15 protein-coding genes are annotated in these 15,111 nt (G+C 44.9%); 6 read left to right on the forward strand and 9 right to left on the reverse strand.

Annotated elements, in window-relative coordinates; genetic code table 11:
* Positions 1–3 precede the first annotated feature (3 nt).
* Entirely contained in the window at positions 4–267 is a 264-nt protein-coding gene (locus AC9UGD_RS03850; RefSeq protein WP_509569787.1) for a PLDc N-terminal domain-containing protein, read from the forward strand.
* On the opposite strand, the gene ccsB is transcribed toward AC9UGD_RS03850, so the two are convergent.
* Genes ccsB through AC9UGD_RS03875 form a run of 5 tightly spaced genes read right to left on the reverse strand, consistent with a single transcriptional unit; the run spans position 264 to position 4,508 of the window.
* Positions 264–1,154, reverse strand: a complete 891-nt coding sequence (gene ccsB / locus AC9UGD_RS03855) for a c-type cytochrome biogenesis protein CcsB (RefSeq protein ID WP_509569790.1) — start codon at positions 1,152–1,154, stop codon at positions 264–266. The two genes, AC9UGD_RS03850 and ccsB, sit on opposite strands and share 4 nt — an antisense overlap.
* Positions 1,155–2,627 carry a cytochrome c biogenesis protein ResB gene (resB, locus tag AC9UGD_RS03860; RefSeq protein ID WP_509569793.1) on the reverse strand — a complete coding sequence of 491 codons (1,473 nt, stop codon included), beginning with the start codon at positions 2,625–2,627 and terminating at the stop codon, positions 1,155–1,157.
* Positions 2,627–3,352, reverse strand: coding sequence for a cytochrome c biogenesis CcdA family protein (locus AC9UGD_RS03865; protein ID WP_509569795.1), 726 nt, complete (start codon positions 3,350–3,352; stop codon positions 2,627–2,629). Before AC9UGD_RS03865 ends, resB begins: the two co-directional genes overlap by 1 nt.
* Positions 3,349–3,885: a TlpA family protein disulfide reductase gene (locus tag AC9UGD_RS03870; protein WP_509569798.1), complete on the reverse strand. Its 537-nt coding sequence runs from the start codon at positions 3,883–3,885 to the stop codon at positions 3,349–3,351. Before AC9UGD_RS03870 ends, AC9UGD_RS03865 begins: the two co-directional genes overlap by 4 nt.
* Positions 3,885–4,508: a histidine phosphatase family protein gene (locus AC9UGD_RS03875; RefSeq protein ID WP_509569801.1), complete on the reverse strand. Its 624-nt coding sequence runs from the start codon at positions 4,506–4,508 to the stop codon at positions 3,885–3,887. Before AC9UGD_RS03875 ends, AC9UGD_RS03870 begins: the two co-directional genes overlap by 1 nt.
* Before the next feature lie 50 nt (positions 4,509–4,558).
* On the opposite strand from AC9UGD_RS03875, the gene AC9UGD_RS03880 reads away from it, so the two are divergent.
* The 4 genes from AC9UGD_RS03880 to AC9UGD_RS03895 are packed head-to-tail and all read left to right on the forward strand — an operon-like array spanning position 4,559 to position 10,275.
* Positions 4,559–5,326: an HAD family hydrolase gene (locus AC9UGD_RS03880; protein ID WP_509569804.1), complete on the forward strand. Its 768-nt coding sequence runs from the start codon at positions 4,559–4,561 to the stop codon at positions 5,324–5,326.
* Positions 5,327–5,366: 40 nt separating this feature from the next.
* Complete coding sequence (locus AC9UGD_RS03885; protein WP_509569806.1) at positions 5,367–7,562, forward strand: helicase-associated domain-containing protein; 2,196 nt, start codon at positions 5,367–5,369, stop codon at positions 7,560–7,562.
* A 9-nt stretch (positions 7,563–7,571) separates the two neighbouring features.
* Positions 7,572–8,633 carry a M20/M25/M40 family metallo-hydrolase gene (locus AC9UGD_RS03890; protein ID WP_509569809.1) on the forward strand — a complete coding sequence of 354 codons (1,062 nt, stop codon included), beginning with the start codon at positions 7,572–7,574 and terminating at the stop codon, positions 8,631–8,633.
* Complete coding sequence (locus AC9UGD_RS03895; protein ID WP_509569812.1) at positions 8,626–10,275, forward strand: DNA repair helicase XPB; 1,650 nt, start codon at positions 8,626–8,628, stop codon at positions 10,273–10,275. The genes AC9UGD_RS03890 and AC9UGD_RS03895 overlap by 8 nt, the downstream gene beginning before the upstream one ends.
* On the opposite strand, the gene AC9UGD_RS03900 is transcribed toward AC9UGD_RS03895, so the two are convergent.
* Positions 10,238–10,489, reverse strand: a complete 252-nt coding sequence (locus tag AC9UGD_RS03900) for a glutaredoxin family protein (protein WP_509569814.1) — start codon at positions 10,487–10,489, stop codon at positions 10,238–10,240. The genes AC9UGD_RS03895 and AC9UGD_RS03900 overlap by 38 nt on opposite strands.
* 96 nt (positions 10,490–10,585) lie before the next feature.
* Between AC9UGD_RS03900 and AC9UGD_RS03905 the strand changes: the two genes are divergently transcribed.
* On the forward strand, positions 10,586–12,961 hold the full coding sequence (locus tag AC9UGD_RS03905; protein WP_509569817.1) for a fibronectin type III domain-containing protein: 2,376 nt from the start codon (positions 10,586–10,588) through the stop codon (positions 12,959–12,961).
* Positions 12,962–12,964: 3 nt separating this feature from the next.
* Here the strand turns inward: AC9UGD_RS03905 and AC9UGD_RS03910 are convergent, their stop codons facing one another.
* Genes AC9UGD_RS03910 through proC form a run of 3 tightly spaced genes read right to left on the reverse strand, consistent with a single transcriptional unit; the run spans position 12,965 to position 15,104 of the window.
* The gene (locus AC9UGD_RS03910) at positions 12,965–13,063 is read right to left on the reverse strand and encodes a 30S ribosomal protein bS22 (RefSeq protein ID WP_009612566.1); all 99 of its coding nucleotides are present in this window, start codon (positions 13,061–13,063) and stop codon (positions 12,965–12,967) included.
* A 50-nt stretch (positions 13,064–13,113) separates the two neighbouring features.
* Positions 13,114–14,304, reverse strand: a complete 1,191-nt coding sequence (locus tag AC9UGD_RS03915) for a hypothetical protein (RefSeq protein WP_509569820.1) — start codon at positions 14,302–14,304, stop codon at positions 13,114–13,116.
* Positions 14,301–15,104, reverse strand: coding sequence for a pyrroline-5-carboxylate reductase (gene proC, locus AC9UGD_RS03920; protein ID WP_509569822.1), 804 nt, complete (start codon positions 15,102–15,104; stop codon positions 14,301–14,303). Before proC ends, AC9UGD_RS03915 begins: the two co-directional genes overlap by 4 nt.
* Positions 15,105–15,111: the final 7 nt, after the last annotated feature.

Raw genomic sequence — 15,111 nt, forward strand, 5'->3', positions numbered from 1 at the left:
TACATGTCACGGATTCTTCCACTCATCCTGGTCTTTGGTTTAACGATTTATGCATTGATTGATTGCGCACGAACCGATGAGTCTCAAATCAAAACTCTTCCAAAATGGGGCTGGCTACTTTTGATTATCATTCTTGGACCTCAAGCACTTGCGATTGGTCCAATTGCATATTTAATTGCTGGAAGAAACAAGCCAAAGGGACGAAAGGCTCCTAAGCGACGCATTCTTCCACCTGATGATGATCCTGATTTCTTGGGAAAGCTCTAAAGACCCGAATACGTGTGCTTTCCAGTTCCCCAAATATTTACGTACACATAGTTAAACAAGAATGTAGATCCGGCAAATAAACACAGCCATGCTGCTCTGCGTCCGCGCCAACCAATAGTCACACGGGCATGTAAATATGCTGCATAAGCAACCCAGGTAATAAACGCCCACGTCTCTTTTGGATCCCAGCCCCAGTAACGACCCCAAGCGCTCTCGGCCCAGATTGCACCTGCAATAACTGAAAAAGTCCACAGTGGAAATACAAATGCAACTAATCGATATGACAATTGATCAAGAAGTTCTAATGAAGGAAGGCGCTTGGCCCACGCTGTTCGCTCTCCCTTTAACTCCATTTTATCTAAATATAAATAAGCCGCTGCAATCACATTAGCTAACAAGAACACGCCACCTGAAATAATTGCAGTAGAGACGTGAATTACTAGCCACGGTGATTTTAGAGCCGGAACTAAGGGAGCGCTGGGAACATACAGAACAGTTACAGCAGTTCCAAGAGTTAGTAATACTGAAATTGAAACAAGTAAACCTAACCAACGAAGATCATATTTACGCAATGCACCAAGATATGCGCCGGTAAATGCGAGTGCTCCAGTAATCGAAAACTCGTACATGTTTCCCCACGGCACACGCCCGGCAGAAATTCCACGAGTAATTACACCTACAAACAAAAGGATAAAGCCTAAAACCATCATTGCAGTCGCAATGCGTGCAACTTTTTCAGTGCGCTTATAATCATGTGTCTTAGTTGTGTCATTAGGGACTTTTACCGCCCATGCCGTCTCTATCGCATGAGCCAAAAATGACAAGGTATAAACAGCCATGGCAGAGTAAATAAAGTAATTTGATGCAAAGGCCCATGAACGTGACATTTATTTCTCTCCCTTAAGCATCCGAACAAACTCGTCTATTTCAATATCTAGCCCTGGCGCAGCATTTTTGGCTAATCCAGCAACTTCTACCTGTGAATTAACTCGAATCCAAATACGACGTCTGCGAGTAAATAGTGATGCGAGCAATCCAAGGATGGCAACAATACCGCCCAACAACGCGAACTTCTTTCCGGGATCTGCGACAAAGTTAAGGTTGACCCATTGGATATAGCCTTCAAAAGTGATTGAACCACCTGGATACTCAAAAATTTCCCCTGGCTTTAGAGACTTAAGCCCCACCTGCAGCATCTTCGAAGTATCAATTCTGTACACAGATTGAGGAACACCTGAGTCCAATCCAAGATCACCTGTCCATGCAGCTAACAACAAACGTGGATCAAGTGCTTTCGGGAAAGCGCTCATGGCTCCTCCACCGTTGGCATCACGGACATATGTCGGAACAAAAGATCCAACAAATCCAATTTGTGGATCTGCATCTGGGACTTTTATTGCACCAATTGATCGAAGATTTGCATCTTGCGGCAAGAACGGAACAGGCCCTTGGAATGCCACATCGCCTTTGGAATCTCTAACCGTTACCACAGGTGAATAACCATTGGCTTGTAGATATATGCGAGTGCTTCCTATTGTCAGTGGGCTATTTACTTTAATGACTTTCTTTTCTACAACGGAAGAGTCTTCGCGAAGTAAGGAAACATTTAAGGTGTAATCCTCTGGCGCGCTGGTTTCGAGGTTGTACTGCGCATCAAACTTATCTGTGGTTAGCATGAAAGCAGGCAGATTTACATCTTTATACAATTTTCCATAAGTCAGGGTGTCATAACTTGTTGGCGTATTCACAAATCTTTCGCCAACATTGATTATTGCTTCACCGCGCATACCGAAAAGTGAGCTAAAACTAATTCCTACCAAAACTAGAATTAAAGCAAGGTGGAAAAATAGGTTTCCGGTTTCGCGCGTAAAACCTTTTTCGGCAGATATTGATCCATCTTTTTCTAAAACTCTAAATCGCTTTGACTTAAACCACGCACGAGCCAGATCTAATTCTTTTCCATTAGATGCCCATTCTGAATAATGCTCCATGCGCGAGAGGTTTTTAGGTGTTGCAGGGGGAAAGGCACGTGCAGCATGAAAGTGTTCGATTGTTCGAGGAAATACGCAACCAATGAGCGATATAAACAAGAGAATGTAAATTGCACTAAACCAGGGCGATCCGTACACATCAAATAAATAGAAGCGATCCATCCATCGTGCGAGCTCTGGTGAATCCTTGAAGTACTGGCCTACCTGTATTGGGTTCTGTGTACGTTGTGGAAACAATGAACCAGGAATAGATGCGACACCAAGCATTAGCAGCAAAATCAGCGCTGTTCGCATGCTCGTCAGCTGGCGCCATACATAACGCAAAACACCGACACTATCTAGCTCTGGAAGATCTGTTTGCTGACTCATTAGATCACCGGAATAAAGTCAGAGATTAATGAACGCATGGAATTTAAAATCTGACCCCAGAAACCAAGAACTTGAAGAACACCAATGGCAATCAAGAATATTCCACCAATTTTAGAAATTACATCGCCACGGCGATAAATAAGTGATCTCAATTTTGCAGACTTATCTAGCGATAAACCTGAAAGAATAAATGGAAGTCCTAGACCCAAGCAGTAACCAAAGGACAAAACTGCACCGCGCACCGCGCTTGATTCTTGAAATGCCAAGGTCTGCACCGCTGCTAGCGCAGGCCCAATACATGGTGTCCAACCAATTCCAAACAACACACCAAGTAAAGGTGCACCTAATAATCCTCCGGTAGTGCGCATCTTTGGTCTAATTGTTGGAGAAAATGGAAAACGTCCGTAGAAAATAAAGCCTAAGAAAATTGTAACCAAACCAAGAACTCTAGAGATTATCTCTTCATTGGCAGAAAGTTGATTTCCTAATCCACCAAAGAACGCACCGTATGAAACAAATACAGCACTAAAACCTAAAACGAATAAAAGTGAACCAATGAAAACTTTGCCACGGCTTACTGAAAACCCAGCAGCAAATGAAAGATAGCCCGGGACTAATGGCAAAACACATGGCGATAGAAATGAGATGACTCCGGCAATGAATGCAAATGGGAAAGCAGCCACAAGGACTCCCGAAAATATCTGCTCTACGAAGAACTCTTTCATTCCGCGGTCACCCGTTCAATCAGCTGTGTTAATGAAGCCACAGTAATCACGCCTGAAATGCGTGCGGCTACTCGTCCATTCTTATCCAAAATTACCGTTGATGGAATGGCATTTGCAGGCAAGGAGCCTTTAAATCCAATCAAAATAGAGTCATCGATAATTGTTGGATACGGGACCTTAAATCGTCGTTCAAAAGCTTCAGCATTTGCAGGGTTATCGCGGGTTAAAATTCCGATGAATGCAACATTTGGATATTTACTTGCTAACGAAACAAGAATGGGTGCTTCGGCGCGACATGGTGAACACCATGATGCCCAAACATTGACAACCGCAACTCTGTCCTTTGGATATGTGTAATTAGTTCCAGACAAAGTTAATCCTGTTACAGCTGGTGCAATTTTTCTATCTGCAATTTTTATAAAGGTTGTGGATCCATCACCAGAAACAAAACTTTCTTCAGCAGCCGATGTTCCGCCTCCGCCGCACCCAGTAAGTGCTATTGCTAATGCAATCAGTATTGCAAATTTCTTCATCACTTTTTTTCGGGCAATAGGTGACGTGCTGGTTCTGAATAAGTTAGCCCCGAGATAAAACCTTCATCATCAAAGTGAACACTGGTGACAGATGCAAGTGTGCATTCGCGTTTGCGTGGATCGTGCAACAGGCGACGATTTTCTATTGCGCTGCGTAAAATCCAGATCGGCAGTTGATGCGAAACACATATTGCATCTTTACCATTAGCAGCATCTCGCGCCGCAAAGATTGCTGCAAGCATGCGATTGATCTGTTCTTCGTATGGCTCACCCCAAGAAGGCTTCCATGGATTCCATAAATGCTTCCATGCTGCAGGATGACGCAAAACTCCATCACCCACACCAAATGGTTTCCCTTCAAAAATGTTTGAAGCTTCGATTAAACGTTCATCAGTTGTAATAGAAATATTGTGTGCAGCCGCAATAGGTGCAGCGGTTTCTTGTGCACGCTGCAGAGGTGAGACATGAAGAGCGCCTAGATCAACACTCTTTGACCAATCGCCAATTGTGCGTGCCATTTCTTGTCCACGATCGGACAAACGCCAACCAGGTTGGCGACCGTACAAAATCTTGTCAGGATTATGGACTTCTCCGTGGCGGATTACGTGAACTGTTGAACTCATTGGCAAAGCATAAAGCGTCCCGAATCCCCGTCTATCGGTAGGGTAGTGACATGGCACTCACAGGTAAACGAGCTGCCTTCTTCGATGTCGACAACACGCTTATTCGCGGCTCAACCATTTATTTCTTGGGTCGTGGCATGTACCAGCGGGGTTACTTCACTAAGAAGGATATTTCACGATTCGTTTTAGCCAACCTGAGATTTCGCTTAACCGGAAAAGAAAACAAAGAAGAGATCTCTCGCTTTCAAGATGCAGCCACTGATTTTATTGGCGGGCACAATGTTAAAGACATCGAAGCGATTGCTCAACAGATTTATGATGAGTTTGTTTCTCCTGCTATGTGGCAAGGAACAATTGATATCGCACAATCACATATCGCAAACGGAGTTGAAGTTTATTTAGTCACCGCCGCGCCAGAAGATATGGCAACTTTGATTGCAAAGAGATTGGGTTTGACTGGTGCTCTTGGCAGTAAAGCAGAAATCAAAGATGGTCTTTATACAGGAAAAATGAATGGTGCTCTATTGCATGGAAAAGAAAAAGCGATTGCCATTCGCAAGTTAGCAGAAGAAAAAGGTTTTGATCTAGAAAACTGTTTTGCTTATTCAGATAGCAGCAATGACTTACCGTTATTGCAATGCGTTGGACACCCATCAGCAATTAATCCAGATGCACTTTTGGGTTTGCGCGCCATGGCTGAAGGTTGGCCGATCCATGATTTCCGGCGTGCACGCTTTGTTGGTCGGGCAATCTCCCCGATTGTTGTTCGACTCGCCGCGCTCGGCACTTGGTTGACCCCACGCAAACGTAAAGGGTAATTAACAAGAATTTCCGATATGCCAGTAATGTAGGCAAGTTATGGAAATGCGCTCTTTCTCTGACTACCTTCGTAGTGTTGATGACGCTGCCCTTTTACTTTTATTTTCCGCTCGCCCAGACTTAGTAACACCTGTTCCGCCAGATATGGCTTCCCTTGCGGTGCGCGCTTGTTCTGCGCCTAGTTTGGCACGAGCAATTGATTCACTCAATCAATGGCAGTTTCAAGTGTTAGAAGCTGCAGCATCCTTAAATGAACCTTTTTCAGAAAAAAGCATTGTCGTGCTTACAGATAAAGAGGCAAAAAGTGCTTTAGAGCATCTGGTGACTATTGGTCTTGTTTATCCATCTGATGATGGAATGCGCTTGCCTACGCAATTGCGCGATGTAATTGGAACAGAGCCCGCTGGATTGGGGCCGGCATCACTAGCAAAGTTGAAAATGAGTGAATTAGATGATGCACCAGCAGATGCGAAGAAAGTTTTGGATCGATTGGTCTGGGGACCTCCACGTGGAAGTGTCGGAGATATAAAAAATCCTGGACCCGGCGTTACTTGGTTACTTGAAAAGAAATTCTTAGTTCCACTTGATCAGCGAACTGTCATCTTGCCTCGCGAGGTAGCGATTGCCTTGCGCGGAGGAAAGATTCATAAAGAACGATTTATAAAGCAACCAACCTTAAGTGGTTCAAAGCGTATTGAGAGCCAAGTTAATCTGGCGGCAATCGCAAATGTTTCAACAGTATTGCGGTGGGTCGAAGAGCTGCTTAATTTCTGGGCTGATGAACCAGCAGATGCCTTACGAGCCGGTGGTTTAGGAGTTCGTGATCTCAAAATTGTTTCTACGCATTTGGGTGTCGACGAATCCTGTACTGCATTTGTTGCAGAACTTGCCTACCTCGCATCTTTAATCAGTATCGATGCCGACGATCGCATCTTGCCAAGTAATAAATTTGATATCTGGTTAATGCAAACACCTGCTGATCGTTGGCAGATGTTGGCATCACAGTGGCTAATTACTTCTCGTGTTAGTGGATTAGTTGGTCGAGCAGAAGCCAAAAATGTTGCCGCCCTTGGCCCCGAACTAGATCGAGTAAATGCTGCACGTGTACGCGCATTAACCCTGCAGATTTTGGGTGAAAACAAAGGCTTAGCTCCTGAATGGAATAGCTTCAAAGAGGTCTTGTCATGGCGCGCACCAGTACGCCGCAACTCTTCGTTACAGGATGAACTTGCTGAATGGACCCTTCGTGAGGCTGAATGGCTCGGAATTACAGGGCAAGGCGCATTATCGAAATTCGGGGCTCAATTTCTAAATGGGGATGACTTAAGTTCCATCAACGAAGATTTGCCCAAGACGGTTGACCACATCTTGCTTCAAAGTGATAACACAGCAATTGCACCAGGACCGCTAGAACATGAAATTTCGCAAGCGCTAGCAATGATGGCTGAGATCGAAAGCCGTGGTGGGGCAACCGTTTATCGCTTTACCGAAAGCACAATTCGACGCGCGTTGGATCACGGCAAAACTGGGGACGAGATAAAAACATTCTTGGTTAAAACATCAAAAACTCCAATGCCACAACCACTTGAATATTTGATTGCCGATGTTGCCAAGAAACATGGCAAATTGCGTGTAGGAAACACATCCTCTTTTGTCCGCTGCGAAGACACTGCACTGATTTCTCAAATTATGAATGACAAAAAACTTGAAATCTTAGCCCTTCGGCGGATTGCACCTGAAGTTGTTATCTGCGATATGGATGCAACGGATGCAATGCGCGTGCTTCGTGAGTGCGGGTATTTACCTGCAGGTGAATCTGCAAATGGATTGATTTTGACTGGACCAAAATCAAACCGTGCGTTAACAAAACCCCGCCCTCCTCGTGTGATTGGTGAAGTCGAAATTCCGGATACAGAAAGTTTAACGACCGCAATTCGCACATTGCGCACTGGTGAAAAATCAACATTCCGCCAAACGCGTTTGCGTCAGGTAGCTAGCGAAGCGTTGGGTCAGCTCCCCCGCACAACTGCAAATGAAACCATGGATATTCTCAATCAATTTATTATTGATGAAAAAACCCTTTCAATTGGATACGCCGACAACAATGGCGGAGTAACCCATCGAATTATTGACCCAATACGGATTAGCGCAGGTGCCTTGATTGCTCGCGATCATGCAACAGGAGAGGTCCAATCCTTCAGAATTCCACGCATCACAGGCGTGGCACCGCTATAGACTTACCCCATGTTGGCAGCCCTCGAAGCGTTAGTTAAGTTGGAATCACCAACTGAAGATCTAGCTGCCTGCCGCGATGTTGTTCATTTAGCAAGTGACATAGCAACGAGAATTTTGGGAACACCTGCAGAAATTCGCGAAGTAAATGGTCGCCCAGTTTTTTGGTGGGGTGCAACTAATCCTGATGTTGTGGTGCTTGCTCATTTAGACACCGTCTGGCCAAAAGGATCATTTCAACCTTTATGGAGCGTTGAAGGAACAGCTGCTCGTGGGCCCGGAATCTTTGATATGAAAGCCGGATTTGTTCAAGCGTTATACGCGATGAAAGGAATCACCGGAAGTGCTGCATTGGTAGCTACGACCGATGAAGAAACCGGAAGTGCGACGAGTAAAGATTTCATTAAAGAAATTTCTGCGAGTGCGAAGGCGGTTTTAGTTTTAGAAGCAACTCTTGACGGTAAAGTGAAAACAGGCCGCAAAGGCACCGCGATGTATCAAGTGAAAATTCATGGCAAGGCATCGCATGCTGGACTTGAACCCGAAAAAGGTGTCAACGCCACAATTGAAATCGCACATGCGGTTTTAGCAATTACTGCGATGGAAAATTCTGAGCATGGAACAACGGTTGTTCCGACAACGTTGCATGCAGGTAACACAACAAATACGGTTCCGGACTTAGCTGTTCTGGATATTGATATCCGTTCGTACTCGATGGATGACCTAAAGCGAGTAGATGCTGCAATTAAGGGTCTAAAGCCCGTCAATACTGCTACCCGTTATGAAATTACTGGCGGTTTTAACAGGCCTCCATTAGAAACATCGTCAACTATGGCGTTATACGAGCGAGCTGAAAAAGTTGCTAAAGAACTTGGCATGCAACCTTTAGGACATGCATCAGTTGGCGGAGCAAGTGATGGCAATTTTGCAGCGGCTGCAGGTGCGCAAGTTCTAGATGGACTTGGCGCAGTTGGTGGTGGCGCTCACGCAGCACATGAATGGGTAGACATCAGTACTCTTGAAGATCGCAGCACGTTATTACACGCGCTAATAAAGGATTTACTTAATGACTGATGGTCCACTGATTGTTCAGAGCGATAAAACGTTGCTGCTCGATATCGACCATCCAATGTCCACTGAATGTCGACGAGCAATTGCGCCATTTGCCGAACTTGAGCGTTCGCCTGAACACATACACACATATCGTTTAACACCTCTTGGATTATGGAACGCCCGTGCTGCAGGACATGATGCAGAACAAGTCATCGATACCCTAATTAAATATTCACGTTACGCGGTACCGCATTCGATCCTTATAGACGTAGCAGAAACTATGTCTCGCTATGGTCGGCTGCGCCTGGAGATGGATCCTGTACACGGTTTGATTCTGATTACAACTGATACAGCAGTTCTTGAAGAGGTAATCCGTGCAAAGAAGATTGCGCCATTACTAGGTGCTCGAATCGATCCAGAAACAATTACTGTATTGCCAAGTCAGCGTGGACAAATCAAACAATCTTTATTGCGTCTTGGCTGGCCCGCAGAGGATTTCGCGGGTTATGTGGATGGTCAAGCTCATGAGATTTCTTTGGTGCAAAAGGATTGGAAGATTCGTCCTTACCAAGAACTTGCTGCAGAAGGTTTCTGGCACGGTGGTTCAGGTGTTGTGGTTCTGCCATGTGGCGCAGGAAAAACTATTGTCGGTGCAGCAGCAATGGCGCATGCAAAAGCGACCACATTGATTTTGGTAACAAACACAATTGCTGCGCGCCAATGGCGTGAAGAGTTGTTAAAGCGAACAACTCTTAATGAGGATGAAATCGGTGAATATTCAGGGGCAAAGAAAGAGATTCGCCCTGTAACTATTGCTACGTACCAAGTTATGACAAAGAAGAAAAACGGTGTCTACGCCCACTTAGATCTCTTTGATTCATACGACTGGGGCCTAATTATTTACGATGAAGTTCACTTACTGCCTGCGCCAATTTTTCGATTCACCGCTGACATTCAATCTCGCCGCCGTTTAGGGTTAACAGCAACATTGGTCCGCGAAGATGGCATGGAAGGCGAAGTTTTCTCGCTCATCGGACCAAAACGCTTTGATGTTCCGTGGAAAGAAATTGAGGCGCAAGGTTATATCGCGCCAGCTGAATGTATCGAAGTTCGCGTGAATCTGACTGAAACAGAACGTTTGGCTTATGCAACTGCAGAACCAGAAAATCGATATCGTAATTGTGCAACAACTCGTACAAAGCGTGATGTGGTTCAAGCTTTGGTAGAAAAGCACGCAGATGATCAGGTACTAGTAATTGGCCAATACATTGATCAACTTGATGATTTATCTGAAGTTTTGGGAGCTCCGCTAATTAAAGGTGAAACGCCAATTAAGGAGCGAGAAATACTCTTTAACCAATTTAGAACTGGTGAAATTAAGTGTTTAGTCGTTTCAAAGGTTGCTAACTTTTCAATTGACTTACCTGATGCAACTATTGCGATTCAGGTGTCCGGTGCATTTGGTAGCCGGCAAGAAGAGGCTCAACGTTTAGGACGCATCTTGCGACCAAAATCTGATGGCCGCGGTGCAAAGTTTTATTCAGTAATTTCTAGAGATACCATCGATCAGGATTTTGCACAGAACCGTCAGCGTTTCTTAGCTGAACAAGGGTATTCATACAGAATTATTGATGCCGACGATGTGTTTCAAGGGAAGATCTAAACCGTTCTGGATCTACTCGCCAGAAATCGTGGTGCTTTCCATCGATTTGCGTGACAGGTATTTTCTCCCCGTATAGTTTTTCTAACTCCTCGTTTCCATCAATAAGAATCTCTTCGATCTCAAATTTGAGTTCATCCTTCATCGATTGCAGCAGCTTTAAGGCATCCTCACAAAGATGGCAACCAGTTCGGCCATAAACTGTTATCAGGGTCATTAATTAGCCCTTTCTGACCTGTTAATTCACTTAGAGAATTGATATTTCCTACCCCTGACCTTAAACCACGCTCGCTGCCCTGATAGCGTTCGGCTCATGCTGCGCATTAAGAGATTAGGGGCAATCGCCTTTATATCCGCTCTTATTGCCTCAATTCTTACCGCGCCATCGGCCCCAGCTTTAGCTTTTAAACAGATCCCGGCAACTAATTGGGGTTATGTGTATGCAGGCACTGATCCAGTAACAAATTCATCCCCGCGCCCAACCACAAAAAATCTGGAAGCCAAATCTAAATTTGTTGTTAAGTACAACAATTTTCCCGACTGGGCAAAGAAAGAAATTCAGGCAGCAGTAAATGTCTGGTCTGCAAACTTTGATTCCACTGTTGCAATCACTGTTGACGCATCTTGGGGTAGATCGAGTTCGTGGGGCGTTCTGGGAAGTGCCCGTCCAGGTAGTTTCTTTTCAGCATTTTCAGGAGCACCCGATCCATCACTGTGGTATTCATCAGCAACTGCTAACGCATTGGCTGGAAAAGATTTAGACAAAGCTAATCCTGAAATTATTATTCAAGTGAATTCTGAAGCGTCTTGGAATTTGCGAGGCGATGGAGCTCCATCTACAAGTGAATATGATCTTGAATCTGTATTCATTCATGAACTAGGTCACGGTCTTGGTTTTCTTTCTAATGATGCATATGATCCATATTTCGGATTAGGTAGCTTGGATCAACCAACACCTTTTGATGCGTACCTGCAAACATCAGATGGTCGTCGACTCGCGGATTTACCAACTCCCTCAAAAGAGCTTGGCTCCGCCCTCACTTCATCTTTGGTGTGGAACGGTCCACTTGGAATCAAAGCAAATGCTGGCATAAAGCCAAAGATGTACACACCAACTAGATATGAAGCTGGATCATCGACATCGCACTTAGATGAAAGTACCTTTTCAAAGTCTGGCCTTGATTCTGTAATGACTCCAAGCCTTGATCCAGGAGAAGTATTTCGCCAACCTGGTCCACTTCTGTTGGCAATGATGGAAGACATGCGCAACAAGCCTCCAGCAGGTGTTGCGACAGAACTTCCACTGTCGCCTCGAAATGCTCAGGCTTTCACGGGTGATTCATCTGCGTTGATTTCTTTTGACCCACCAGTCAATTTAAGAACCGCACAAATTAGCGAATACGTTGTTAAAAACATCAAGACTGGAATTGAAAAGAAGTCAGTTTCTAGCCCTGTACTAATGAGTGGCTTAAAAAATGGCACTTCCTACACTTTTTCGGTTATAGCAAAAAATGCATTAGGCGCGTCAGAGCCTGTAATAACTAAGGCAGTTACGCCACAGTCTGGCTGGAAGAGCACCGTCTTAGATAGCGCTGCCGATGGTAAGAGTGTTGCTAGTACAACATTTAATAGTCAACCAGCCATCGCATACACCGATACAAAAACTGGCGATCTAAAGCTCGCAACCTATGATGGTAAGAAATGGAAAAAAGTAACGGTCGATGGCGCTGGGGGAAGTAGTGGGCGCACCACCGACACAATTTCTGGCTCCATTTCCATGTGCGTAAATGGCAGTGGATTGAAACAAACGCTCCACATTTTCTACAGCGATTCAACTGAAAAAGACCTTCGATATGCAGCGTATAACGGCAAGAACTTTGCAATCGAAATAGTTGATGGCAACGGCTCTGCGATTAACGAATACACAGATCTAGTCAGAGTGCGCACATCCAGTGATGTAAGCGTCGCTAACACCTGCATCGCTACAGCTGGTGCAGTGCAAGTCTTTTATCGTGACGAATCCCAAGGAGTGTTGCTTGGTGCAGTTAAGACAAAGAGTTCTTCTTGGAAATATGAACTAGTTGATGGAGATCGCAAAACTGAAGGTCGTACTACGGGAGATGTTGGATTCCATTTACAAGCAATCTTTGATGGCGCCAAGGTTCATGTTGCTTACGATTCAATTGTCTCTATGAATCTAAAGAAGGAAATCACATCGGGTGCAATACGAATTGCAACGCGCACAGGAATTGACCCAACTGCCTGGACTTATCAAACACTTGATATATCTACTGAAGATGCTTCGGTTTTTGGTTTTGATGTTGCACTTGCCAAGCTGAACGGCGATGTTATGGCAACTTGGCTGGCTGCATCAACTACATCGGCACCAAAACCAAATCAATTGCGTTGGGCGCTATTAAGTGATCCAACAAAGATTTCAAAAATAACTACAGAAAATTTCGGAACACCTGATAAGTATTTAGCAACTGATGGAAAGACAATCATCTTTAACTGTCAGGAAAGGTTATGCGCCTTAGAAATAAGTAAAAAAGATTTGGGACAAGCTGCAATACGTTTAGTAAGCAGTACCCAAGGCTCTGAACCTACTCAAAGCGCTTGGGTAACTGTTAACAAAGTTCGATATTTGCTTGCCACAATTAATGGCAAGCTTGCACTTCTAAAGCCGTAATTGTTATTTAGCGTTACGGCGCTGAATGCGAGTCTTTTTCAGAAGCTTCTTGTGCTTCTTCTTCGCCATGCGCTTGCGTCGCTTTTTAATTACGGAACCCATATGTCACGCTCTCATTTCTAATGTTCGCACTGAGTGTGCGGGGGTTTAGGTTACCGCGTAAGTAGGGTAAATATCGAAACCGATTCTGCGCTTGAAGTAAGGGCCAAAACCCCTAGCTGCTTAGAAATGAGCAGTCCAAGCACTTCTTTCTGGCCTATGGGGCCGCTATAGGCTGCAGCGATAACGCCCTTTGAGTCAAAGGTAAGCATTAAGGGCATCGGGTTTTTTGGGTTCCAATTCAATTGCGCCACCGGGCCAGTTGAAATAAAGAATGCTTGAGTATTGGATGCAGAAAGTGCTGGACCAGTTGAAGCAAATCGGTACGTCCACGTTGGTACATAGGAAGTTGAAAACTTAGTAACCGCAGTCTCAGTTTTGCTTGAGATTTTTACCTCACCGGCAAGAAGTAACGAAGAAGAAGCGCTGTTCCAGATACGTTTACCTTTTGAAATCGAGCTTCGAACCACAGATGTGATCTTTAATCCCTTTGACACCTTCACCAAAATTCCATCTGTTAGGCCTACTACTTTTTTGCCCAACAAAGATTCAGAACTAGAACCCACCACTGTAAAACTTCCATCGGTATTCCGAACAATCGCATCTGATGTTGTGGAAGCCATGCCGATCTGCAATAACTTCGAAAAGACGCCGGCTGAATCTGAATTGACCAGGAAGCCTGCGTTTCCTTTTTCTGTAGCAATGATTCCAACTACAGATGCGCCGCTCTTATCAACACTTATCGCGGTTGGAAACACAACATGACTAGTTGGCATTGTATTTGCTAATACGATGGAACCAGTTGCGCTAACTTTCCAAATAGCTACAGCCTGTAAGTCGCCAATAAACGCAGATGGTGGAATTACTGCCATGTCTGGATCCAACGGCGTTGCTGTTGGTGAAGGCGCGATCAACCCAGTTGCAAGTGGAGTCGCTCCTGTAATCCAAATATCACCTGTTGAATCAACTACAGCCGCTGTTGCAATCGATGCGGCTGATTGATCTAACAATAAACTCCATAGCTCTTTACCTGTCGAATCAATAGCTCTGGCATATGCCTTAGAAGCTTTGGTTCCGAAAACAATAATTGATGTACCACTTACAACTGCGCCACTTACTTCTTCTGGAGTGCCGATTGTTGTCAATAATTGCAATGGTTTGACGCTGATTTTCTTGGGTGCAGCATGTGAGAATGGAACAATCAAAAGTGATGCAAGTACTACAAAGGCAAAAAAGCGTTTCACGCTAATTCCTGCGAGCGATCGCGAGCCGCCTTCATTGCCATGGCAACCATTGAATTGAGATCACTAGCTGCAAATGAAGCGAGCGCGGCTGCGGTTGTGCCATTAGGACTGGTGACATTTTCACGTAGCGTCGTTGGGCTCATGCCGGATTTATCTAATAATTGTGCAGCCCCAACAATTGTCTGAATAGTCAGTGTCATGGCATCAGATTCGCTAAGCCCAAGATCTTTTGCTCCAGCAACCATGGCTTCCACAAATGCGAAAAAGTATGCCGGCCCAGATCCACTAGTTGCGGTGACCGCATCCTGCAGATCCTCGGTCACTTCAATTACTTTTCCCGTGGCCGCTAAGAAGCCAAGTACAAATCCCTTTTGTGCATCTGTTACACCGGCCCCCATAGATGCTGCAGCCATTCCGGCGCCTACCAAAGTCGGAGTGTTAGGCATCACCCGAACAACAGGATTGCCAGTACCAAGGGCATCGCTAATAAATGAAATTGTTTTGCCAGCAGCAAAGGTGATTACAACCGCTGATGGGTTAATCGATCCTTTTATTTCTCCAAGTACTGCAGCCATATCCTGAGGCTTAACGACCAATAACAGAGCATCCGCAGCTGCAACATTGGTTGCTAGTGGTGCTTGTCTGATTGAATACTTTGCAATCAGCTCTGCGCTTCGATCTACACGCTTTTCTGAAATCGTGATCAACTCTGGATTAACACCAGATGAAATCAATGCAGTAATCAAGGCTTCACCCATAATGCCGGCGCCAACAACTGCAACCTGTGATTGCTGATTCATGTATCAA

Origin of the sequence: Candidatus Planktophila sp. (genome assembly GCF_044232745.1) — a bacterium.
Lineage (GTDB): Bacteria > Actinomycetota > Actinomycetes > Nanopelagicales > Nanopelagicaceae > Planktophila.